This is a genomic window from Streptomyces sp. NPDC052496 (assembly GCF_040679095.1).
Lineage (GTDB): Bacteria > Actinomycetota > Actinomycetes > Streptomycetales > Streptomycetaceae > Streptomyces.
Genome location: NZ_JBFAUH010000009.1, coordinates 194,448 through 217,368, shown reverse-complemented (window position 1 = coordinate 217,368; position 22,921 = coordinate 194,448). Strand labels below are relative to the sequence as shown.

Annotated in this window: 19 protein-coding genes and 1 pseudogene; 10 read left to right on the top strand and 10 right to left on the bottom strand. The window is 71.9% G+C overall.

Features of this window, described 5'->3' with window-relative positions:
* Positions 1–36 precede the first annotated feature (36 nt).
* Entirely contained in the window at positions 37–1,200 is a 1,164-nt protein-coding gene (locus AB0L45_RS15205) for a UDP-N-acetylglucosamine--N-acetylmuramyl-(pentapeptide) pyrophosphoryl-undecaprenol N-acetylglucosamine transferase (RefSeq protein ID WP_365839839.1), read from the top strand.
* Positions 1,201–1,250: 50 nt separating this feature from the next.
* Positions 1,251–2,246 (top strand): GDP-mannose 4,6-dehydratase, encoded by a 996-nt coding sequence (locus tag AB0L45_RS15200; protein ID WP_365839940.1) that lies wholly within the window; start codon positions 1,251–1,253, stop codon positions 2,244–2,246.
* Positions 2,247–2,425: 179 nt separating this feature from the next.
* On the opposite strand, the pseudogene AB0L45_RS15195 reads toward AB0L45_RS15200, so the two are convergent.
* Positions 2,426–3,088 (bottom strand): annotated as a pseudogene (locus tag AB0L45_RS15195) (TetR/AcrR family transcriptional regulator); the annotation flags it as partial.
* Between the two features lie 360 nt (positions 3,089–3,448).
* Here AB0L45_RS15195 and AB0L45_RS15190 point away from each other — a divergent pair.
* The 4 genes from AB0L45_RS15190 (at position 3,449) to AB0L45_RS15175 (ending at position 7,702) form a co-directional block, all read left to right on the top strand.
* On the top strand, positions 3,449–4,411 hold the full coding sequence (locus AB0L45_RS15190) for a tetratricopeptide repeat protein (protein WP_365839837.1): 963 nt from the start codon (positions 3,449–3,451) through the stop codon (positions 4,409–4,411).
* A 616-nt stretch (positions 4,412–5,027) separates the two neighbouring features.
* Positions 5,028–5,660: a DUF6230 family protein gene (locus AB0L45_RS15185; protein ID WP_365839835.1), complete on the top strand. Its 633-nt coding sequence runs from the start codon at positions 5,028–5,030 to the stop codon at positions 5,658–5,660.
* A gap of 148 nt (positions 5,661–5,808) precedes the next feature.
* Entirely contained in the window at positions 5,809–6,315 is a 507-nt protein-coding gene (locus tag AB0L45_RS15180; RefSeq protein ID WP_365839833.1) for a DUF6114 domain-containing protein, read from the top strand.
* Positions 6,305–7,702, top strand: coding sequence for a hypothetical protein (locus AB0L45_RS15175; RefSeq protein WP_365839831.1), 1,398 nt, complete (start codon positions 6,305–6,307; stop codon positions 7,700–7,702). Before AB0L45_RS15180 ends, AB0L45_RS15175 begins: the two co-directional genes overlap by 11 nt.
* Positions 7,703–7,778: 76 nt before the next feature.
* Here AB0L45_RS15175 and pyk read toward each other — a convergent pair whose 3' ends face one another.
* The 3 genes from pyk to pta form a co-directional block, all read right to left on the bottom strand.
* Entirely contained in the window at positions 7,779–9,206 is a 1,428-nt protein-coding gene (pyk, locus tag AB0L45_RS15170; protein WP_365839829.1) for a pyruvate kinase, read from the bottom strand.
* Positions 9,207–9,323: 117 nt separating this feature from the next.
* Positions 9,324–10,535 carry an acetate kinase gene (locus AB0L45_RS15165; RefSeq protein ID WP_365839827.1) on the bottom strand — a complete coding sequence of 404 codons (1,212 nt, stop codon included), beginning with the start codon at positions 10,533–10,535 and terminating at the stop codon, positions 9,324–9,326.
* Positions 10,536–10,579: 44 nt separating this feature from the next.
* Positions 10,580–12,679, bottom strand: coding sequence for a phosphate acetyltransferase (gene pta / locus AB0L45_RS15160; protein WP_365839825.1), 2,100 nt, complete (start codon positions 12,677–12,679; stop codon positions 10,580–10,582).
* Between the two features lie 230 nt (positions 12,680–12,909).
* Between pta and AB0L45_RS15155 the strand changes: the two genes are divergently transcribed.
* The 4 genes from AB0L45_RS15155 (at position 12,910) to AB0L45_RS15140 (ending at position 15,156) form a co-directional block, all read left to right on the top strand.
* Positions 12,910–13,935 carry an ATP-dependent 6-phosphofructokinase gene (locus AB0L45_RS15155; RefSeq protein WP_365839823.1) on the top strand — a complete coding sequence of 342 codons (1,026 nt, stop codon included), beginning with the start codon at positions 12,910–12,912 and terminating at the stop codon, positions 13,933–13,935.
* Between the two features lie 164 nt (positions 13,936–14,099).
* Positions 14,100–14,519, top strand: coding sequence for a phage holin family protein (locus tag AB0L45_RS15150; protein WP_365839821.1), 420 nt, complete (start codon positions 14,100–14,102; stop codon positions 14,517–14,519).
* A complete protein-coding gene (locus AB0L45_RS15145) occupies positions 14,516–14,896 on the top strand; it encodes a DUF3618 domain-containing protein (protein WP_365839819.1) in 381 nt (126 codons plus the stop codon). Before AB0L45_RS15150 ends, AB0L45_RS15145 begins: the two co-directional genes overlap by 4 nt.
* Entirely contained in the window at positions 14,896–15,156 is a 261-nt protein-coding gene (locus tag AB0L45_RS15140) for a DUF4235 domain-containing protein (RefSeq protein WP_365839817.1), read from the top strand. Before AB0L45_RS15145 ends, AB0L45_RS15140 begins: the two co-directional genes overlap by 1 nt.
* Positions 15,157–15,265: 109 nt before the next feature.
* On the opposite strand, the gene AB0L45_RS15135 is transcribed toward AB0L45_RS15140, so the two are convergent.
* From AB0L45_RS15135 to AB0L45_RS15110, 6 genes are all read right to left on the bottom strand, one after another.
* Positions 15,266–15,571 (bottom strand): hypothetical protein, encoded by a 306-nt coding sequence (locus AB0L45_RS15135; RefSeq protein ID WP_365839815.1) that lies wholly within the window; start codon positions 15,569–15,571, stop codon positions 15,266–15,268.
* A 136-nt stretch (positions 15,572–15,707) separates the two neighbouring features.
* Positions 15,708–17,366, bottom strand: coding sequence for a catalase (locus AB0L45_RS15130; RefSeq protein WP_365839813.1), 1,659 nt, complete (start codon positions 17,364–17,366; stop codon positions 15,708–15,710).
* Positions 17,367–17,488: 122 nt separating this feature from the next.
* Entirely contained in the window at positions 17,489–18,484 is a 996-nt protein-coding gene (locus AB0L45_RS15125; RefSeq protein ID WP_365839811.1) for a YihY/virulence factor BrkB family protein, read from the bottom strand.
* 138 nt (positions 18,485–18,622) lie between these two features.
* Entirely contained in the window at positions 18,623–21,226 is a 2,604-nt protein-coding gene (locus AB0L45_RS15120; RefSeq protein WP_365839809.1) for an FtsX-like permease family protein, read from the bottom strand.
* Positions 21,227–21,268: 42 nt separating this feature from the next.
* Complete coding sequence (locus AB0L45_RS15115; RefSeq protein ID WP_365839807.1) at positions 21,269–22,051, bottom strand: ABC transporter ATP-binding protein; 783 nt, start codon at positions 22,049–22,051, stop codon at positions 21,269–21,271.
* Between the two features lie 203 nt (positions 22,052–22,254).
* Positions 22,255–22,899, bottom strand: a complete 645-nt coding sequence (locus AB0L45_RS15110; RefSeq protein ID WP_365839805.1) for a disulfide bond formation protein DsbA — start codon at positions 22,897–22,899, stop codon at positions 22,255–22,257.
* Between the last annotated feature and the right edge of the window lie 22 nt (positions 22,900–22,921).

Genomic DNA, 22,921 nt, shown 5'->3' with positions numbered 1-22,921 from the left:
AGAACCTTCTTAAGGCGCTTGGCGAGCGTGGCGGCCATGCGCACACCACTCTCAGTCGTCATCGGTGCGGGCGGTACCGGCGGCCACATCTACCCCGGGCTCGCCCTCGCGGACGCCCTGCGCCGGGCCGTGCCCGACGCGGTGGTCTCCTTCGTCGGTACGGAGCGCGGGCTGGAGACGCGGCTCATCCCCCAGGCCGGATACCGCCTGCACACCGTGGACATGATTCCCTTCGACCCGTCGCTCGGCGCCAAGCGCTACCTGCTGCCCGCCGCGCTGCTGAAATCGGGCGCCCAGTGCCGCTCGATCCTGCGTCAGCAGGAAGCCCAGGTCGCGGTCGGCATGGGCGGCTACCCGAGCGCACCGGTCATCGTCGGTGCACGGCTGGCCGGGCTGCCCAGCCTGGTCCACGAGTCCAACGCGGTGCCCGGCCGGGCCAACAAGTTCGCCGCCCGGCTCACCCCGCACATCGCGCTGGCCTTCGACCGCAGCCGCGCGCACCTGGCGGGCGGCGAGCGCGCGGAGACGGTCGGCATGCCGCTGGTCGGACCGCTGGCGAGCCTGGACCGTACGACGCTGCGCGCGCGGGCCCGCCGTGAACTGGGCGTACCGGAAGGCGCCCGGCTGCTGCTCGTCAACGGCGGCAGCCTGGGCGCGGCCCGGCTCACCGAGGCCGCGGTCGGCCTCGCGGCCCGGTACCGGACCCGTACGGACCTGCGGCTGCTGATCAAGACCGGCCCGGCCGCCCTGGAGGAGACCCGGGAGCGGCTGGCGGCGACGGGCGGCGCGGCGGTCGCCGAGGCGGTCCCGTACCTGGACCGGATGGACCTGGCCTACGCCGCCGCCGACCTCGTGGTGTGCCGGGCCGGCTCGGCGACCGTCGCCGAACTGGCCACGATCGGGATGCCGGCCGTCCTGGTCCCGTACCCGCACGCGCCCGGCGACCACCAGACCCACAACGCGCGGGTGCTCTCCGACGCGGGCGCCGCCGTCCTGCTGCCGGACGCCGAGACCACCGCGGAGCGCCTGGCCGCGCTCGTCACGCCGCTGCTCGACGACCCCGACCGGCTGGCGGCCATGGGCCAGGCCGCCGACCCGGGCACCCACGCGCACGCCGCCGACCTGCTGGCCGCCAAGGTCCTGCAGCTGGCCGGCCACCCCGCAGCCCACCCCACCACCTACCTGAGGGAAACCGCATGAGCACCACCGCCCGCACCACCACCGCCCACACCACCGTCGACCACGCCACCATGGAAGCCCGCTGGAAGGGCCGCACCGTCCTGGTCACCGGCGCCGAAGGCTTCATCGGCTCGACGCTGGTCGACCAGCTCGTCGGGTACGGCGCGAAGGTGCGCGCCTTCGTGCACTACAAGCCGTACGCCGATAAGGGCCACCTGGCCCGCTACCTGGGCCCGGACAGCCCGGTCGAGATGCTCGCGGGCGACGTGCGGGACGCCGGCCGGGTGGCGGACGCGGTGGCCGGCTGCGACACCGTCTTCCACCTCGCCGCCCTGATCGGCATCCCGTACAGCTACGACTCGCCCGGCGCCTACGTGCAGACCAACGTCGTGGGCACCGAGAACATCGCCGAGGCGTGCCGCCGGCACTCCGTACGCCGCCTCGTGCACACCTCGACCAGCGAGGTGTACGGCACCGCGCTGACCGCGCCGATCAGCGAGGACCACCCGCTCCAGCCGCAGTCCCCGTACTCCGCCTCGAAGATCGGCGCGGACATGATGGCGCTGTCCCACTGGCACGCCTTCGAGCTGCCGGTCACGGTCGTGCGGCCGTTCAACACCTACGGCCCGCGCCAGTCCGCGCGCGCCGTCATCCCCACCATCCTGGCCCAGCTGCACTCCGGCGCCCGGGAGATCAGGCTGGGCTCGCTCACCCCCACCCGCGACTTCACCTACGTCACCGACACCGCGGCCGGGTTCCTGGCGATGGCCGACTGCGACCGGGCGCTGGGCGAGGTCGTCAACCTCGGTACGGGGCGGGAGATCTCCATCGGCGATCTGGCGCGGTCCCTGATCACCGCCTCCGGGCGGGACGCCGAGGTGGTGGTGGAGGGCTCCCGGCTGCGGCCCGCCGGCAGCGAGGTCCAGCGACTGCTTTCGGACAATTCGCGGGCGCGCGAGTGGGCGGGCTGGACGCCCGAGGTGTCCCTGGAGGAGGGCCTGAAGCGGACGTCGGAGTGGGTCGCCGAGCACGTGCACCTGTTCGCGGCGGACCGGTACCAGGTCTGAGCCGCCGGTGAAGCGGGCCCGCCCGGGCGCTACGCCCCGGGCGGGCCGCTCTCCGTCTCCGCGGGCGCGCTCGACTCCAGGGCCCCACCCGTGCCCGGATCCACGGCGGGCCTCGTGCTCGTCCCCACGGCTGCCGGACCCGTGCCCGTCTCCGTCGCCGCCGGGCCCGTGCCCGTCTCCGCGAGGCCGCCCAGTCCCGCCAGCAGCAGCGTGCTGAACTGCTGCGCCCACCGTTCGTCCACCGGCTCCGCGCTGACCAGCGCCCGGTGCACGACCGCCCCCGCGATCACGTCGAAGATCAGCCCGACCGCCCGCCCGGCGGCTGCCGCGCCCTCCTCCCCGGCCGGGTCCGGCGGCAGCTCCCCGCGCGCCTGGGCCCGCTCGCGCCCGAGGACCACCAGCCGCTTCTGCCGCTCCACCACGGCGGTGCGGATCCGTACCCGCAGCGCCTCGTCGGTGGTGGACTCGGCGACCACGGCCATCAGCGCCGTCTTCGTCTCCGGACGGGCCAGCAGCGAGGCGAACTGCAATACGACCCCCTCGATGTCGGCCTGGAGGCAGCCCCGGTCGGGGAGTTCGAGCTCGTCGAAGAGGACCGCCACGGCGTCCAGGACCAGCTCGTTCTTGTTGGCCCAACGGCGGTAGAGCGTCGTCTTGGCCACCCCGGCGCGGGCGGCCACGTCGCTCATGGTCAGCTTGCCCCAGCCCAGCTCGACCAGCGCGGCGCGGGTGGCGCCGAGGATCGCGCGGTCCGCCTCGGCGCTGCGCGGCCGGCCCGTACGGCTCCGGGAGCCCGCACGGCCCGTGGGGGCGCTGGTGCCGGTGAGGGGGCAGCGGTGCATGAGGGCGACCATACCGGCCGGTAGCCGCCGGTGCGCCGGTCCTCGTGAGGCAGATCACTCGTACGGTTCGCGGAAGGGGTTGCCCGGCCCGGGCGCCGGACAGTTACGCTACGGGTCGTAGCGAAAGGGCGCGCCGCCACGGCCTGCCCCGGACGCGACAGCCACCGGCAGCGGGTGGGGATCCGCAGCCACAGCACAGCCCTGCGCCGGCCCCCGGGCCGGCGGGAACGCGGCACCTCCGCCCTGCGCCGGCACACCGGCAGGCCGCACGGACGGACCCGGCGCCGCGCGTATTTCGCGCACCGTGAATTTTCGGCACCGCTTTTCGCAACGGTCCGCGGAAGGGGGGAGGATAGGCCCATGCAGCCACGCAACATGTCCATGAGTGGAGTCGTCGACCTCGCCGCGGTGAAGGCGGCCGGGGAAGCCAAGCAGAAGGCGGAGCAGGCGCGCGCCGAGGCGGCCCGCACCGGCCGGCCCACGGGCGGCGCCCGTCTGGTGTACGACGTCGACGAGGCGGGGTTCCAGCAGGACATCCTCCAGCGCTCCACCGAGGTACCGGTCGTCATCGACTTCTGGGCCGAGTGGTGCGAGCCGTGCAAGCAGCTCGGCCCGCTGCTGGAGCGGCTGGCGGGGGAGTACGCCGGCAAGTTCGTCCTCGCCAAGATCGATGTCGATGCCAACCAGGCGCTGTTCCAGCAGTTCGGCGTGCAGGGCATCCCGGCCGTCTTCGCGGTCGTCGCGGGCCAGCCGATCCCGCTGTTCCAGGGTGCGGCCCCGGAGGCGCAGATCCGCCAGGTGCTGGACCAGCTCGTGCAGGCCGCCGAGCAGCAGTTCGGGATCGTGGGCGCGCCCGTCGACCCGGCGGACGCCGCGCCCCAGGAGGCCGCCCCCGAGCCGGCCGGCCCGTACGACGCCCTGCTGGAGGCCGCGAACCAGGCGCTGGACGCCGGTGACCTCGACGGCGCCGTCCAGGCGTACAAGAACGTCCTCTCCGACGACCCGGCCAACCCGGAGGCCAAGCTCGGCCTGGCGCAGGCCGAACTGCTCCGCCGGGTGCGCGACCTGGACCCGCAGGAGGTGCGCAAGGCCGCGGCCGAGGCCCCCGGCGACGTGCCGGCCCAGATCAGGGCGGCCGATCTGGACCTGGTCGGCGGCCATGTCGAGGACGCCTTCGGGCGGCTGGTGGACACCGTCCGGCGCACGGCGGGCGAGGACCGCGAGGCCGCGCGGGTGCGGCTGCTGGAGCTCTTCGAGGTCATCGGCGCCGACGACCCGCGGGTGATTTCGGCGCGTACGGCACTGGCGCGGGTGCTCTTCTGACCCCTCGGCGCCCGGTCACCCGCGCCTCCTGAGGCGCGCGGACCCCAGCACGCGGCAGCGGCCACGTTTTACCAAATCTTGGTAATCGTGGCCGCTGTTACTTGGAGTAAGAGGGTGACAGGCATTTGTCGGCGTCTGTCCCGACTTCCCCCGTACTCCGTCACCGACAGCCACAACCCTCGGTGCCCGCCCGATTTCGCGCCGTCGCACCCCGGTTATCTCTCCGTTACTCGCAAGTAACGAACCCCTTGTGCGACAGCCGCCGATGCACCACGATCGGCCACGCTCGGTCCATTCCCGCCGCCCGGCAACCGGTCGGCGCCCGCGGGTCGATGGATCCCCACCGAGTGGCCGGCGGCACCGCCACCGGCCTCGGACAGGGGGGTTCCTGCCCACCCGGCAGGGCCTGTCCGGCAGCGGCCGCGCGCCAGCGTGGCCAGTGGTTGTCGCTCGGGGGTGATCGCCGGTGATTCGGAACGCCGTACGCCTGTACGTCATTTCGATACGGGCGCTCTCCTTCCCGAGGACGTAGCACTTCTCCCATCCCAGGTACGGCCGCCGTCTTCCCAAGACCCGGACCGCAACCGGAGATGTACGTCCGAGAAGGAGGAAAGTCATGGAGTCCCTGGCTCGTGGCGGGACCAGATGGAAGCGGTTCGCCGTTGTCATGGTGCCGAGCGTCGCGGCGACGGCTGCCATCGGAGTCGCCATCGCGCAGGGTGCGCTGGCGGCGTCGTTCAGCGTCTCCGGTCAGCAGTTCAAGGTCACCGCGTCCGAACTGGACGGCGAAGGGTTCGTCCAGTACGGCGCCCTCGACGGCGGTGACAAGGGGCAGCACCCGGTCGCCGTGGTGGGCATGAACTCGGCGAAGATCACCAACCTGTGCCAGTCGGTCGTCGTGCCGGTGCCGGTCTTCGGCGATGTGACGATGCAGCTCAAGGCCGGTGGCAACGGCGGCCCGCGGGTCGAGGCGAAGAAGCTCTACATCGACGCCGACGACCTGCAGACCAACGCGACGTTCACCAACGTCGACATCGGCGTCTCGGTGGACCACACCACCAAGGGCCCGGGGCCGGCGAAGCCCGGCGAGGGCGGCCGGGGGCAGTACCTCCCCAACTCCTTCGCCCAGCAGGCCGACAGCGTGCACTTCGAGAAGGTCAAGCAGCGCGCCTGGGCCACCACGGCCGGCACGTTCAAGCTCAGCGGTCTGCACATGAACGTCAGCCGCGGCAAGAACGAGTGCTACTGACGCACTGAGCGCACGGGTGCGGGGCGCGCGCCGCACGGCGGCACCGTCCGCCGTCCTGCCCGCCCCGTACCCGTACGCCGGTAATCCGGCGCACCGGGCACTCCAGCGCACGTACCACCGATTAGCCAGTCCCGAGGAGCTGTACGACATGAGCGCCGACACGCGACCACGGCTGAACGAGAGCATCGGCCGCAAGCGCATTTCGTTTAGGGAGTGGCGAGGTCAGCGCCCGTTCTGGGGCGGAGTGCTGACGCTGCTGGCCGGATTCCCGATCATGTACATCCCCTACGCGAACCTCACGATCGGCTCCCTGACCGTCCGTATGGCGACGACCGCGGGCGCCGGCTCGCTGATCATCGGCGTGCTGCTGGTCGTGCTCGGCCTGACCATGTGGTTCCAGCCCGCCTCCCGTGTCTTCGCGGGCGTGGCGGCGATCCTGCTGTCCCTGGTCTCCCTGGTCGTCTCCAACTTCGGCGCCTTCACGATCGGCTTCCTGCTGGGGCTGATCGGCGGCGCGCTGGGCGTTTCCTGGGCGCCGGGCAAGCCCGTCGCCCCCGAGGGCGGCACACCGGCCCGGCCCGCGGGCAGCACCCCGGAGGACCTGTCAGGAGCGAGCCCGGTCGACGGGACGAACGGGAGGAACAGTGCCGGGTGAGGACCTGCACGAGACGAACGCGGCCCCCGTCGGCCCGAGAACCGGGCCGCGCCACGCGGCCCCGCGCAAGCCGCTGCTGACCCGGCTGCACGTACCCGCCGGCAAGGCCATCGCCATCGCCGCGATGCCCTCCGCCGTCCTGATGGGCATGGGCCTGACGCCGCAGCTGGCGATGGCCAAGCCGCAGCCGGAGAGCCCGTTCAGGAAGGGCCCGTGCGTCAGCGCACCCGACACGGCGGAACAGCAGGCGAAGGAGAAGGCGGCCAAGGACAAGGCGGCCAAGGACAAGGCTGCCAAGGACAAGGCCGCCAAGGAGAAAGCCGCCAGGGAGAAGGCGGCGGAGGACAAGGCCGGGAAGGACAAGGCCGGGAAGGACGAGGCGGCCGACGGCAGGTCCGGACCGGACAGGACCGGAGGCACGGCCGAGGACAAGGACAGCCCGGCCCCCGGTTCCGCCGCCAAGACCCCCGACCAGGGCAGGACGGCCCCGCAGCCCACCCCGTCCCCGTCCGCGGGCACATCCACCACCCCGTCCCCCGCCGCCTCGCCCACGTCCCAGAACCCCTGGTACGACCCGCTGGGCGTCGGCAAGAAGCTGCACGACGTCTTCCACCCGGGCGGAGACAAGCCCGCCACCCCGGGCACCACGCCGTCCCCGTCCCCGTCCTCCTCCGCACCCGCGGGCAAGGACTCGGGCCGTACGTCCGGCAAGCCCGGCGGCAAGGCCACCGACCCGCTCAAGGACACCGCCGGCAAGCTCGGCGAGGCCGCCGGCGGCACCACCGGCAAGGCCGGGGACGCCCTGGGCGACGCCGAGGACAAGGCGGACGACGCCCTCCCGTCGGCCACGCCCTCCCCTTCGCCCAGCGGCAGCGCCGACCCGGGAGCCCCCGACGCCGACGGCAAGAAGCCGTTCCCCTGCGTCGAGGAGAAGAAGGTCGCCGGCACGGACGAGCAGACCCCGGTCACCGTCCCGAACCAGCCCTGGTACCTGGAGTCCAGCGGGCTGACCCTGCGCGGCCTGGACTACCAGGGCGTCGTCAACCTCACGATGCCGGACGGCCGGACCAAGCAGGCGCTGAAGTTCACCGCCGACAGCATCGACATCGGCGACCTCCACCAGATCGTGGACGGCCCGGCCGGCAAGAAGTACCACGTCCAGGCGGCCGCGGGCTCCACCTCGACGATCCGCGGCGGCAAGGTGACGATGTACACCGAGCGCCTTCAGGGCAATCTCTTCGGCCTGATCCCGATCGTCTTCGACCCGGAGCACCCGCCGCCCCTCAACGTCCCCTTCGCGTACTTCACCAAGGTGAAGATCACCCAGGCGGGGCAGTTCGGCGGCACCCTGACGATTCCGGGGCTGCACCAGTCGATCACGGGCTGAGCCCGGCCCTGGCGTACGACGGTGGGCCGCACCCCTCGGGGTGCGGCCCACCGTCGTGTTCGGGCTCTGCGCGGGGTCAGGCGCGGTCGCCGCCCAGGTGGTGCACCCGGACCATGTTGGTGGTGCCGGGGACGCCGGGGGGCGAACCAGCAGTGATGATCATGGTGTCGCCGTCGTTGTAGCGCTGGAGCTTCAGCAGCTCGGCGTCGACCAGGTCGACCATCTCGTCGGTGTGCTCCACGTGCGGCACGACGAAGGTCTCCACGCCCCAGCTCAGCGCGAGCTGGTTGCGGGTGGCGGCGTCCGTGGTGAAGGCCAGGATCGGCTGGGCCGCGCGGTAGCGCGACAGGCGGCGGGCGGTGTCACCGGACTTGGTGAACGCGACCAGCGCCTTGCCGTTGAGGAAGTCGGCCATCTCGGCGGCCGCGCGGGCCACCGCGCCGCCCTGGGTGCGCGGCTTCTTGCCCGGGACCAGCGGCTGCAGGCCCTTGGACAGCAGCTCCTCCTCGGCCGCCTCGACGATCTTCGACATCGTCTTGACGGTCTCGATCGGGTACTGGCCGACCGAGGACTCCGCGGAGAGCATGACCGCGTCGGCGCCGTCCAGGATCGCGTTGGCGACGTCGGACGCCTCGGCGCGGGTCGGCCGCGAGTTGGTGATCATCGACTCCATCATCTGGGTCGCCACGATCACCGGCTTGGCGTTCCGCCGGCACATCTCCACCAGGCGCTTCTGCACCATCGGGACCTTTTCGAGGGGGTACTCGACGGCCAGGTCACCACGGGCGACCATGACGCCGTCGAAGGCCGCGACGACCTCCTCCATGTTGTTGACCGCCTGCGGCTTCTCCACCTTGGCGATCACCGGGACGCGCCGGCCGACCTCGTCCATGACGCGGTGCACGTCGTTGACGTCCTTGGCGTCCCGCACGAAGGACAGCGCCACCAGGTCGCAGCCCATGTTCAGGGCGAACTTCAGGTCGTCGATGTCCTTCTCGGACAGCGCCGGGACGTTGACCGCCGCGCCGGGCAGGTTGATGCCCTTGTGGTCGGAGATGACGCCGCCCTCGATGACGATGCAGCGCACCCGCGGGCCGTCCACCTCGACGACCTGGAGGGCCACGTTGCCGTCGTTGATCAGCACCGGGTCGCCCTTGGAGACGTCACCGGGCAGGCCCTTGTAGGTCGTGCCGCAGATGGTCTTGTCGCCGGGCACGTCCTCGGTGGTGATGACGAACTCGTCACCGCGCACCAGCTCGACGGGGCCGTCGGCGAAGGTCTCCAGACGGATCTTCGGGCCCTGGAGGTCGGCCAGCACGCCGATGGCGCGGCCGGTCTCCTCGGCGGCCTTGCGGACGCGGTGGTAGCGCTCCTCGTGCTCCGCGTGGGTGCCGTGGCTCATGTTGAATCGGGCCACGTTCATGCCGGCCTCGATCAGCGTCTTCAGCTGGTCGTAGGAGTCGACGGCGGGGCCCAGGGTGCAGACGATTTTGGAACGGCGCATGGGATCGATCCTATCGTTTGTTTCGGAGCGGAATTATTTGGGCTCGGGTGCCCGGAAGCGGGGTACGGGCCGGACGCCGTACGGGTGCCGTCGGCGTCCGGCCACAGGTGCCACCGGTCAGTTGCTGACCAGGGCGTATGTCTGGTTGGCGATCTCCAGCTCCTCGTCGGTGGGGACGACGGCGACCGCGACCCGCGCGTACTCCGGCGATATCAGCCGCGCCTCGTCGGACCGTACGGAGTTCAGATCGGCGTCCACCGCCAGCCCCAGCTCCTCCAGCCCCTTGACCGCTGCCTCGCGCACCGGGGCGGCGTTCTCGCCGACCCCCGCGGTGAACGCCACCGCGTCCACCCGGCCCAGCACCGCGCTGTAGGCCCCGATGTACTTCTTCAGCCGGTGGATGTAGATGTCGAAGGCGAGCGCCGCGCGCCGGTCGCCCTCGTCGATCCGCCGGCGGATCTCCCGCATGTCGTTGTCGCCGCACAGCCCGACCAGCCCGCTCTTCTTGTTGAGCAGCTCGTCGACCTCGTCCGCGTCCATGCCCGCCACCCGCTTGAGGTGGAAGACCACCGCCGGGTCGATGTCACCCGAGCGGGTGCCCATGACCAGGCCCTCCAGCGGCGTCAGGCCCATCGAGGTGTCCACGCAGCGGCCGCCCGCGACCGCCGAGGCGGAGGCGCCGTTGCCCAGGTGCAGCACGATGACGTTGACGTCCTCGGGCGCCTTGCCGAGCAGCTCGGCGGTCTTGCGCGAGACGTACGCGTGCGAGGTGCCGTGGAAGCCGTAGCGGCGGATGCGGTGCGCGTCGGCCGTCTCCACGTCGATGGCGTAGCGCGCCGCGTGCTCCGGCATCGTGGTGTGGAAGGCGGTGTCGAAGACGGCGACCTGCGGCAGGTCGGGACGGAGCGCCTGCGCGGTCCTGATGCCGGTGATGTTCGCCGGGTTGTGCAGCGGCGCGACCGGCACCAGCCGCTCGATCTCCTTGAGCACCGCGTCGTCGATCACGGTCGGCTCGGTGAACTTCAGGCCGCCGTGCACCACCCGGTGCCCGATCGCCGCGAGCTCGGGGGAGTCCAGGCCGAGCCCGTCCGCGGCCAGCTCGTCGGCGACCGCCTTCAGCGCCTCGTCGTGGTCGGCTATCCGGGCCTCGCGCTCCCTCTTGTCGCCGCCGGTCGCCAGCGGGGTGTGGGCCAGACGCGAGGTCTCCTCGCCGATTCGCTCGACCAGGCCCACGGCGAGCCGGGCGCCGTCGCTCATGTCGAGCAGCTGGTACTTCACCGACGAGGAGCCGGAGTTGAGGACGAGGACGCGGGTGGCGTTGGCAGTCATGAAGCAGCTTTCGGTCGGGTGTGGGGGGGGCGGTGGCGGGGGCGTCAGACGTCGGCGGCGGGCGAGCCGCCCGGTGCCGCGCCCTGCGCCTGGATGGCCGTGATGGCCACGGTGTTGACGATGTCCTGGACGAGCGCGCCGCGCGAGAGGTCGTTGACCGGCTTGCGCAGGCCCTGGAGGACCGGGCCGACGGCGACCGCGCCCGCCGAGCGCTGCACGGCCTTGTAGGTGTTGTTGCCGGTGTTCAGGTCGGGGAAGACCAGCACGGTGGCCCGGCCGGCGACCTCGGAGTCCGGCAGCTTGGTCTTGGCCACCGCGGCGTCCACGGCCGCGTCGTACTGGATCGGGCCCTCGACCAGCAGGTCGGGCCGGAGCTGCCGGACGATCTCGGTGGCCTTGCGCACCTTGTCGACGTCGGCGCCGGAGCCGGAGGTGCCGGTGGAGTACGACAGCATCGCGATCCGCGGCTCGACGCCGAACTGCGCGGCGGTGGCCGCCGACTGGATGGCGATGTCCGCCAGCTGCTCGGCGTCCGGGTCCGGGTTGACGGCGCAGTCGCCGTAGACCAGCACGCGGTCGGCCAGGCACATGAAGAACACCGAGGAGACGATCTGCGCGCCCGGCCTCGTCTTGATGATCTCGAAGGCGGGACGGATGGTGGCCGCGGTGGAGTGCACCGCGCCGGAGACCATGCCGTCGGCCAGGCCCTCCTGCACCATCAGGGTGCCGAAGTACGACACGTCCGCGACCACGTCGTACGCCAGCTCGTAGGTGACGCCCTTGTGGGCGCGCAGCTTGGCGTACAGCTCGGCGAAGCGCTCGCGCAGCGGCGAGGTCTGCGGGTCGGTGATCTGCGCGTCCGCCAGGTCGATGGCGAGGTCGGCGGCGCGCTTGCGGATCGCCTTCTCCTCGCCGAGCAGCGTCAGGTCGCACACGTCGCGGCGCAGCAGCACGTCGGCGGCGCGCAGCACCCGCTCCTCGGTGCCCTCGGGCAGCACCACGCGGCGGCGGCCGGAGCGGGAGCGCTCGATCAGCTCGTGCTCGAACATCATCGGCGTGACGCGCACCGAGCGGGCGACGGAGATGCGGTTCGTCAGCTCGGCGGTGTCCACATGCCGCTCGAACAGGCCGAGCGCGGTCTCCGCCTTGCGCGGCGCCGCGGCGTTCAGCTTGCCCTCGACGGCGAACAGCTCGGCCGCGGTCGGGAACGACCCGCCGGAGACCGAGATCACCGGCGTACCAGGGGCGAGCCGGTTGGCCAGCGCCATGATGTCGGCGCCCGGCCGCTCGTCCAGGGTCAGCAGCACGCCCGCTATCGGCGGGGCGCCGGCGCTGTGCGCGGCGAGCGAGCCGATGACCAGGTCGGCGCGGTCGCCGGGGGTCACGACCAGGCAGCCGGGGGTCAGCGCCTTGAGGAAGGTCGGCAGCATGGCGCCGCCGAAGACGAAGTCGCGGGCGTCCCGGGCCAGCCCCGAGTCGTCGCCGAGCAGCACCTCGGCGCCGAGCGCGTGCACGATCTGGCCGACCGTGGGCGCGGAGAGGGCGCCGTCCTCGGGAAGCGCGTAGCAGGGCACCGGCAGGTGGGCGGAGAGCTGCTCGGCGACGGCCGCGCGCTGCTCGGGCGCCACCCGGTTGACGATCAGCGCGACGACGTCGCAGCCCAGCGAGTGGTAGGCGAGGTAGGCGTTACGGGCCTCGGCGCGCACCGACTCGGCCTCCTGGCCCTGGCCGCCGACGACCGGCAGCACCGCGGCGCCGAACTCGTTCGCCAGCCGGGCGTTGAGGTTCAGCTCGGCCGGCAGGCTGGTGGCCGCGTAGTCGGAGCCGAGCACCAGGACGTACTCGTACTCCCTGGCCACCCGGTGGAAGCGCTCGACGAGCTGGGAGACCAGCTCGTCGGTGCCCTGCTCGGCCTGGAGGCGGGCGGCCTCCTCGTAACCGAGGCCGAAGACGGTCTCGGCGGGCTGGGAGAGCCGGTAGCGGGCCCGCAGCAGCTCGAAGAGCCGGTCGGGGCCGTCGTGCACCAGCGGGCGGAAGACGCCCACCCGGTCCACGTGGCGGGTCAGGAGTTCCATGACTCCCAGCTCGACGACCTGGCGGCCGTCGCCGCGGTCGATACCGGTCACGTACACGCTGCGCGTCACGCGTGCTCTCCGATCCATTCCGTCGCTTCGCAAGGTCAAATTTACCGTTATGGTGAGCTTGCCCCTCTTGACAATACCTGCGGCTGTGGTTAAGCCGCCCCTCCAGTTTTACGCATGTGTCAGCGGGCAGCCGCAGGGGTGCCCGACGCTGTGAAGGCAACGCCTGTCGGCCCGTGAAACAATCGGACCGGCTCACAAGAACCAACAGCGAGCACAGGAGACACAGCACCATGCGTATCGGAGTCCTCACCGCGGGCGGCGACTGCCCCGGCCTCAACGCTGTGATCCGTTCGGTGGTGCACCGTGCCCTCACGGGCCACGACGACGAGGTCATCGGTTTCGAGGACGGATTCAAGGGCCTGCTCGACGGGCGGTACCGCAAGCTGGACCTGGACGCCGTCAGCGGCATCCTGGCCCGCGGCGGCACCATCCTCGGCTCCGCCCGCCTGGAGCGCGCCCGGCTGCGCGAGGCGTGCGAGAACGGCAAGGACCTGGCCCGGGAGTACGGCATCGACGTGCTCATTCCCATCGGCGGCGAGGGCACGCTCACCGCGTCCAAGATGCTCGCCGACGCCGGCCTGCCGATCGTCGGTGTGCCCAAGACGATCGACAACGACATCTCCGCCACCGACCGGACCTTCGGCTTCGACACCGCCGTCGGCGTCGCCACCGAGGCCATCGACCGCCTCAAGACGACCGCCGAGTCCCACCAGCGCGTCATGGTCGTCGAGGTCATGGGCCGGCACGCGGGCTGGATCGCGCTGGAGTCCGGCATGGCCGGCGGCGCCCACGGCATCTGCCTGCCGGAGCGCCCCTTCGACGTGAACGACCTGGTCGCCATGGTCGAGGAGCGCTTCGACCGGGGCAAGAAGTTCGCCGTGGTCTGCGTCGCCGAAGGCGCCCACCCCGCCGAGGGCACGATGGACTACGGCCACGGCGAGATCGACCAGTACGGCCACGAGCGCTTCCAGGGCATCGGCACCGCCCTCGCCCGCGAGCTGGAGCACCGCCTCGGCAAGGAGGCCCGCCCGGTCATCCTCGGCCACGTCCAGCGCGGCGGCACGCCCACCGCGTACGACCGCGTGCTCGCCACCCGCTTCGGCTGGCACGCCGTCGAGGCGGCGCACCGCGGCGACTTCGGCCAGATGACCGCCCTGCGCGGCACCGACATCGTGATGAGCCCGCTGGCCGACGCGGTCACCGAGCTCAAGCGGGTGCCGCTGGACCGCATGCAGGAGGCCGAGTCGGTCTTCTAGGCCGGCCCGCTGCCCGAACGGCGCGCGTCCCCCTCCGGGGACGCGCGCCGTTCGCGTTCCGGCACCCGGGCCGTACGGCACCCGGTACCCGTACGGGCCAACGTTCCGGTTAACCGGCCCGTGAAGAGGTACCCGGCGCGCACAAGGAAGGAGGCGTGACCGGGATGAGCGATTTCGTGGATCACCGGACGGCCCGGCCGGACGGCAGGCCGGTCAACGAGCTGGTCACCCAGGCGTCGGAACAGCTGTCCAGCCTGGTGCGCGACGAGATGCGGCTGGCGCAGGCGGAACTCACCCGCAAGGGCAAGCGCTTCGGCGTGGGAGGCGGGCTGCTCGGCGGCGCCGGCACGGTGGCGTTCCTGGCCGCCCAGGCCCTGGTGGCGACCGCGATCATCGCGCTCGGGCTGGTGCTGCCGCTGTGGGCCGCGGGCCTGGTCGTCGTGGGCGCGCTGCTGGTCCTGGCGGCGGTCCTCGCCCTGCTGGGGCGGCAGCGGATCCGCCGGGCCACCCCGCCGGTGCCCGAGGAGGCCGTGCGCAGCGTCCGCCAGGACATCGAGACGATCAAGGAGAGGGCCCGGCGATGACCAGTGACCCCGGCAAGGACGGCGTGGCGGGCCCGGACGAACTGCGGGCCCGTATCGAGCAGACCCGGCAGGAGCTCGGCGACACCGTGGCCGCGCTCGCCGACAAGGCCGACGTGAAGAGCCGCGCGCAGGAGAAGGCGGCCCACCTCAAGGACCGGGCCGCGGTGACCACGGACCGGCTGGCCGGTTCCCCCGCGGTCCGCACGGCCGCCGTCGCGGGCAGCGCGCTGCTGGCCGGCGTGCTGGTGCTGCGCCGCCGCCGCGTCCGGGCGCGCGTACGCCCGTACACGCTGCGTACGAAGAGAAAGATCCAGCGCCCGCTCGTCAAGGCGGGCACCAAGGCCCGGCGGGCCTGCCGGAGCAAAGGACACCACTGATGATCAAACTTCTCTACAAACCCCTGGGAATGGTGTTCGGCGCCCTCGGCGGGGTGCTGGCCGGGGTGCTGTTCAAGCGCCTGTGGAAGCTGGTCGGCGGCCAGGAGGACGCGCCGAGCGCCACGGACGAGGAACGCCGCTGGCGTGAGGTGCTGCCCGCCGCCGCGCTGCAGGGCGCGACGCTCGCGGTGGTCAAGGCGGCCGTGGACCGCAGCGGCGCGGTGGCCGTCCGCAAGGCCACCGGCACCTGGCCCGGCTGAGGACCGGCGGCGTACGGAACCCCGTACGCCGCTGCCGCCCGGCGCCGCCGTGCCGTACGTCCGCACGGCGGCGCCGGGCTGTGTCACGACCCGTACGCCGGGCCGGTGCTCACGGCCGCGGATTGACCCGCTGCCAGCGCGGGCGGGCGTCACCGCCCCGGCGCCCGGCGACGGACGCGCAGCGGGGACACACCCGCTGGACGCGGTCCGCCGCGCCGCCGGACTCGGGGAGGATGTCGGGCCAGCCGATGTGCGGGAACCGCGCCAGCTGTGAGCGGCTGAGCGAGAGGCCGCACACGGTCTGGTTCAGCCCGTGCTCCCAGGCGTGCACCTCGCCCGCCGGCAGCCGCCGCCCGTCCTCGTCGTCCACCCACTGGCCCGATGCCGCGACCGTGTACCGCTTCGCCGCTGCCATGCCCGATCGTTCCTCCTCCCGTGGCGCTCCGCGCGTCAGGCGGGGAGGGCCACCCTGGGGCACCCGCGGCACGGCCCCTCCGGATCACCGGCGGGGCCGTGCCGCGGGGTGACGTCCGTGCGTACACCCGTGCCCCTCAGGAGGCGACGGTATGCCGCTCGTCGGGTACGCAGTGGGTCATGGTCAGCCCGGAGACGTCCCGCGGCGGGTTGTCGCCGAGCCGCGACAGCCGCTCCCGGTCCTCGTCGGTCAGGTCCTGGCTCGCCAGCGGCTCCAGGTGGGCGACGTCCTTCGGGCCGATGCCCAGCCCCTCGCCGACCCGCAGTCCGAGGTCGTTCTCGACCAGCAGGAAGTGCCACACCATCCGCTCCTGGACCGCGCGGTCGGCCTGGGAGATGAGGTCCGTGAGGTTCTTGACCAGGTCGTCGCGCTCCCAGTCCGCCATCAGGCAGTAGCGCTGGCCCGCCTGGAGGTAGTCGTTGGTGCGCGGGATCCGCTTGCGGGTGAGCCGGCCGCGGATCTCCGGCCCCTGCTCGTCGTGGGTCGGGTAGGTGCCCTCCCGCAGGCCCCCGGTGATCGACGGCTCGTAGTTGACCTCCGGGTTCTGCCCGTGCTGGTCCTGCTCGTACGCCATCAGGCCGTCGCGCTGGTTGGTGTGCACCTCGGCGTGCTTGGCGCGGTTGACCGGCAGCTGGAGGTAGTTCGGGCCGACGCGGTAGCGCTGGGTGTCGCTGTAGGAGAAGGTGCGCCCGATGAGCATCTTGTCGTCGGAGAAGTCCAGGCCGTCGACGAGGACGCCGGTGCCGAAGGAGATCTGCTCGTTCTCGGCGAAGTAGTTCGCCGGCATCCGGTCGAGCACCATCCGGCCCACCGGCTTCGGCGGGAAGTCCTGCTCGGGCCAGGTCTTGGTGTCGTCCAGCGGGTCGAAGTCCAGCTCGGGGTGGTCGTGGTCGTCCATCATCTGGACGACCAGCTCCCACTCGGGGTGGTCGCCGCGGGCGACCGCCTCGTACAGGTCCTTGGTCGCGTGCCCCAGCTCCTGCGCCTGGACCGCCGCCGCGTCCTCCTCGGTCATGCTGCGCACGCCCTGCTTGGGCAGCCAGTGGTACTTCACCAGGACGGTGTCACCCGCGTCGTTCACCCATTTGTAGGTGTTGACACCGAAGCCCTGCATGTGCCGGTAATCGGCCGGGATGCCGCGCGGGCTGAACAGGTTGACCAGCATGTGCATCGACTCCGGCGTCTGCGACATGAAGTCGAAGATGCGGGCCGGCTTCTGCTCGTGGGTGACCGGGTCGGGCTTGAGGGCGTGGATGACGTCCGGGAACTTGATGGCGTCCCGGATGAAGAAGACGCCCAGGTTGTTGCCGACCAGGTCCCAGTTGCCGTCCTCGGTGTAGAACTTCACCGCGAAGCCGCGCGGGTCGCGGGCCGCCTCCGAGGAGTCCCGGCCGCCGATCACGGTGGAGAACCGTACGGCCACGTCGGTGCGCTTGCCGGCCTCCTGGAAGAGCTTGGCCCGCGTGTACCGGCCGACGGGCTCGTCGCCCCACTTCCCGTAGCTCTCGAAGTAGCCGTACGCGGTCACGCCGCGCGCGTGCACGACCCGCTCCGGGATGCGCTCCCGGTCGAAGTGGCTGATCTTTTCGAGGAACTGGTAGTTCTCCAGCGTGGCCGGCCCGCGCGCGCCGACCGTCCGCTGGTTCTGGTTGTCGTAGACCGGGTGGCCTTGCCGGTTGGTGAGCACCGGGCGGTCGTCGCCCGGTGCCGGTCCCTGGCTTGCTACGTCTGTCACTGCTCTCGGTTTCCTTAGCACTCGAAGGCGCTCGGGTCCGCGCCGTGGGTGGGGCTCCGGAAGGACAGGGGTACCCGCTGGGGCGGCGGTAGTGCAGACGCTCACCTTTTTGGGGCAGTGCCTCAGCGCTCGGGCGCCGGCTCCGGGTCCGTACGGGGGTGCCGCCGCCGGCGGCGCAGCCGGTCCGGCCACTTACGGGTGTCCCGCGGCTCCACGTACGACTCGTCCCGCGCCGGGTGCCCGTCGGTGATCGCCCGCTGCCGGGCCAGCTCGGCGTCGAACTCCAGGCCCAGCAGGACCGCCAGGTTCGACAGCCACACCCAGATCAGGAAGATGATCACGCCGGCCAGGGTGCCGTACGTCTTGTTGTACGAGCCGAAGTTCGCCACGTAGAGCGCGAAGCCCGCCGACGCGGCCAGCCACACCAGGACGGCCAGGAAGCTGCCGGGGGTCAGCCACCGCAGACCCTGGTCCCGTACGTTGGGCGTGGCGCGGTACAGGATGGTGATCATCAGCACCACGAGCAGGAGGAGGACGGGCCACTTGGCCACCGACCAGACCGCGAGACCGGTGTCCCCGACGCCCAGGCTCCGGCCCGCCTGCCGGGCCAGCGAGCCGGTGAAGACCACGATCACCGCACTGGCGGACAGCAGCACCATCAGCACGACCGTCACGCCGAGCCGCAGCGGCAGAGTCTTCCAGGCGGGCCGCCCCTCCGGCAGGTCGTAGACGGCGTTGGCGGTGCGGATGAAGGCCGCGATGTAGCTGGAGGCCGACCACAGCGCGGCCAGCAGCCCCACGACGGCCAGCACGCTGCCGGTACCGGGGCCGTTCTGCAACTGGCGTACCGCGCCGCGCAGGATCTGCTGCGCCGCGTCCGGCGTGATCGCTTCGAGAGTGCCGAGCACGGCGTCGGTCGCCGACTTCCCGATCACCCCGAGCATCGAGACGAGCACCAGCAGCGCGGGGAAGAGGGAGAGCACACCGTAGTACGTGAGCGCCGCGGCACGGTCGGCGAGCTCGTCGTCCACGAACTCCTTGGCCGTACGCCGCAGTACGTCCCACCACGAGTGGGCGATCAGAGCGGTGGGTTTCTCGGACGAGGATTCGACTGCCATGCGCTGCGAGTTGCCCCTTCGGAGCGGGCGAACCCTCGTCGTCCGGAACGTCCCGTCCCGCACCGCGAAAGCGCCCGCCCCGTCCCTGGGGGAGGAGGGACGGAGCGGGCGGGCGGGGGGGAACCGCCTTCGGGCGGGTCACTGTGCGCCGATGGACTCCAGCATGTTCAGGCGGGCGGCGCGACGGGCCGGCCAGGCGGCGGCGAGGACGCCGACGACCAGGGCGATCGCCAGGAAGATGCCCAGGCGGTCCCACGGCAGGACCATCTCGTACGTGGGCATCGAGGAAGCCACCATCTTGCCGCCGGCCCAGGCGAGGAAGACGCCCACGCCGATGCCGAGCACCGCGCCGAACAGCGAGATGACCACGGATTCGAGGCGGACCATCTGCTTGATGCCGGTGCGGGCGAGGCCGATCGCGCGCAGCATCCCGATCTCCCGGGTGCGTTCGAAGACCGACATGGCCAGGGTGTTGACGACGCCGACCACCGCGATGATCACGGCCATGCCGAGCAGTCCGTAGACCATGTTCAGGACGGTGTCGATGCTGCCGGCGTTCTCCTTGCGCAGGGCGTCCTTGTCCTGAACCTTCAGCAACGGGCTGTCGCCGAGGGCCTTGCGGATGTCCTTCGCCAGTCCGGCGTCGGGGCCGGCCGTGGTCTTGATCAGGACCTTGTCGTCCTTGAAGGGCTTCAGGTGCGGGTCGACCAGCTTGGTGGAGCCCAGCGTCTCGCCCACGACCTGGTTGTCCTCGTAGATACCGACGATCTTCAGCGGCGTCTTCTTCTGGTTCTTCCGCTTCTGCTCGTCACCACGGGCATCGGTGGGGAAGGTGGCCTGGAGGGTGTCGCCCGTCTTCCAGCCCTTCTCCTTCGCCCGGCTCTCGGAGACCGCGATCCCGCCGCTGTCCCGTACGGCCTGCAGGGAGCCGCTCCGGAACGTCAGCTCGGTGACCTTGCCGAGCCGGTCGAGGTCGGTGCCGGTGAGCATGCCGAACGCGCCGTCCGCCGCCACGTCGAAGACGGTCTGGCGCAGCGGCACCGTCGCCTCGACGCCGGGCACGGACGCGGCCCGCTGCGTCAGCTTCGGTTCCAGGCCGCGGAAGTTGGACGTGGTGACCTGGTAGTCCGCGGTCAGACCCTTGGCGGACAGCTCGTCCGCCGCCCGCTGGGTGGAGATGCCGGCGACCGTCATGCCGGTGATCAGCGTGAGACCGATCATCAGGGCCGACGCGGTGGCGGCGGTACGGCGCGGGTTGCGCAGCGCGTTCTCCTTGGCCAGCTTGCCGCTGATGCCGAAGATCCGGGTGGTGACCTTGCCGGCCAGCGTGACCAGCGGCCGGGACAGCAGCGGGGAGAGGATGATGACGCCGGTCAGGGTCAGCGCCGAGCCCGCCATGGCGATCATCAGGTTGCTCTCCTCGGTCTTGGTGAGGGAGGAGACGTACAGCATGATCGCGACACCGATGCCGGTGACGATCGCGCCGATCGTGTTGCGGACGACCAGGCCGCGCAGTGCCGGGGCGGCGTCCACCGTGCTCAGCGCCTCGACCGGGGCGATCTTCGCCGCCTTGCGGGACGGCAGCCAGGCGGCGAGCACGGTCACCAGCACACCCACCCCGAGCGCGGACAGCACCGCGGTCGGGCTGATCACCAGCGGGCCGTCCGGGAAACCGGCGCCGTTGGCGTCGAGCACCGCGCGCATGGTGACCGCGATACCGGTGCCGAGCGCGAAGCCGACGACCGAGGAGACCAGGCCGAGCAGGCCCGCCTCGGCGAGCACCGAGCGCACGACCTGGCGGCGGGAGGCGCCGATCGCCCGCATCAGCGCGATCTCGCGGCTGCGCTGGGAGATGAGCATGGTGAAGGTGTTGGCGATGATGAAGACGCCGACGAACAGGGCGATGCCCGCGAAGACCAGCAGCGTCTTGCTCAGCGCGCTGGTGCTGTGCTCGACCATCTCGGCCTGCTCGGCCGCGAGTTTGCTGCCGCTGGTCGCCTGGGCGCGGCCCTTCGGCAGCAGCTTCTCGACGGCGTCGGTCAGTGCCGCCTCGTCGGTGCCGGGCTTCGAGGACACCACCAGCTCGTCGTACTGGCCGGGGTGCGTGAAGAGCCGCTGCGCGGTGGCGGTGTCGAACAGCGCCAGGCTGCCGCCCGCGGTGACCTTCGGGTCCTCGGAGTGGACGATGCCGACGAGCTTCTTGGTGAGGGCCGGTCCGTCGGTGGCGAAGCGCACCGTGTCACCGACCTTCAGCCCGCCCTTCTCGGCGGTGCCCTCGTCCACCGCGATCTCGCCCGCCGCGCGGGGGCCGTGGCCCTGGACGACCGGGTAGCGGCCGTCCTTGCCGTCCGGGCCCGGCTGGTAATTGGCGGCCACGTTCTGCCATGCCTCGCCGATCGGCTGGTTGTCCTTGTCGGCGATGGTGGCGCGGCCGGTGACGTTGGTGTGGACGGAGGCGACGCCCGGCAGTGCGCGGATGCGGCCGGCCAGCTTGTCGTCGAGGGCGCTGATGCGGCGGCCGTCGGCGTCCTCCGGCTCGGGGCCGCTCTCCGGCGAGCCCGCCTGGACGGAGACGGCCACGTCCTGGAAACTCTTGGCGGAGGCGTTCTTGACGGCCTGGCCGACCGAGTCGCTGAAGACGAGGGTGCCGGAGACGAAGGCGACGCCGAGGAGGACCGCGAGCGCGGTCATCACCAGTCGGGCTTTGTGCGCGAGGACGTTGCGCAGGGCGGTTTTGAACATGGTGGTGGTGTCAGTCCTGGGGTGAGGTGTCGGCGGCGGGCGTCAGCTCGTACGGTTCTTGGCGTCGAACAGCCGCATCCGGTCCAGGACGGCGTCGGCGGTCGGCTCGTACAGTTCCTCGACGATGCGGCCGTCGGCGAGGAAGACCACCCGGTCCGCGTAGGCCGCGGCGACCGGGTCGTGGGTGACCATGACGACGGTCTGGTCCATCGCCCGCACCGACTCACGCAGGAAGCCGAGCACCTCGGCGCCGGAGCGGGAGTCGAGGTTGCCGGTCGGCTCGTCGGCGAAGATGATCTCGGGCTGGGAGGCCAGCGCGCGGGCCACCGCGACGCGCTGCTGCTGGCCGCCGGAGAGCTGGCTGGGGCGGTGCTTGAGGCGTCCGGAGAGCCCGACCGTCGTCACCACGCGGTCCAGCCAGTCCCGGTCGGGCCTGCGGCCCGCGATGTCCATGGGCAGCGTGATGTTCTCCAGCGCGGTCAGCGTCGGCAGCAGGTTGAACGCCTGGAAGATGAAGCCGATCTTGTCGCGGCGCAGCCGGGTCAGGTGCTTGTCGCTCAGCCCCGTCAGCTCGGTGTCCCCGATCCGCGCGGAGCCGGACGATATGGAGTCCAGGCCCGCCATGCAGTGCATCAGCGTGGACTTGCCGGAACCGGACGGACCCATGATGGCGGTGAAGCGGGCCCGGCCGAACTCGACGGACACGTTGTCCAGCGCGACCACACGGGTCTCGCCGGCCCCGTAGACCTTGCTCAGGTCCGTGGCACGGGCGGCGACGGCCGCGGTGGCTCGGGCGGGGGCGGGGAAAGCGGCCGCGTGGGACACGGGTGAACTCCTGGGAAGGGGACGGTCTTGTGGTGCGCTCCCATACTTCGCCGTACCAGGCCCCCGATGCCTCAGCCCGGAGAGGTGAAAGCGGTACCGGCCGGAAGTCCGACCTGGGCGGGGTCCGTCATCCCGTGGACGGACGGACGTCCGACTTATGGCCGACGTGAGCAGGGCGGGCAGGCGGCCGGGCGGCCGGGCCTTCAGCCCGGCTCGGGCCCGAAGTCCGGTTCCGCGGCGGCCGGGCGGCGCAGCTCGTAGAAGCCCGGCACCGAAGCCGTCATCAGGGCACCGTCCCACAGCTGCCCCGCCGCCTCTCCCCGGGGCGCGGGGGAGACCACCGGCCCGAAGAAGGCCACCGGGCCCACCGCGACGACGGGCGTGCCGACGTCCTCACCGACCAGCGCGACAGCGCGCGCGTGCGAGGCGCGGATCACCGCGTCGTACTCCGTGGTCCACGCCGCCGCGGCCACATCGCGCGGCAGCCCCGCGTCCGACAGCGCGCGCTCGATCCCGTCCCACTCGCCCCGGTGGTGCAGCCGCACCCCGAGCGCACGGTAGAAACGGTCCAACGCCCCCTGCCCGTACCGCTGTTCCACCGCGGCACAGGCCCGCACCGGCGCCCGCAGGTACGCGCCCCACTCACCGTCCGGGTCCTCGGGATCGACCTCCCGGCCCTCGTTGAGCACCTGAAGACTCATCAGCCGCAGCCGTACCCGCACCGGGCGGACCAGGGCCACTTCCCGTAACCACTGCGCGGCGATCCAGGTGTACGGGCAGACGGGGTCGCACCAGAAGTCCGCCGTCACCCCGCCCCCGGAAGCCCCCGAGCCCGCCACCCCACCCATCCGAACCCTCCCACCGCCGAGG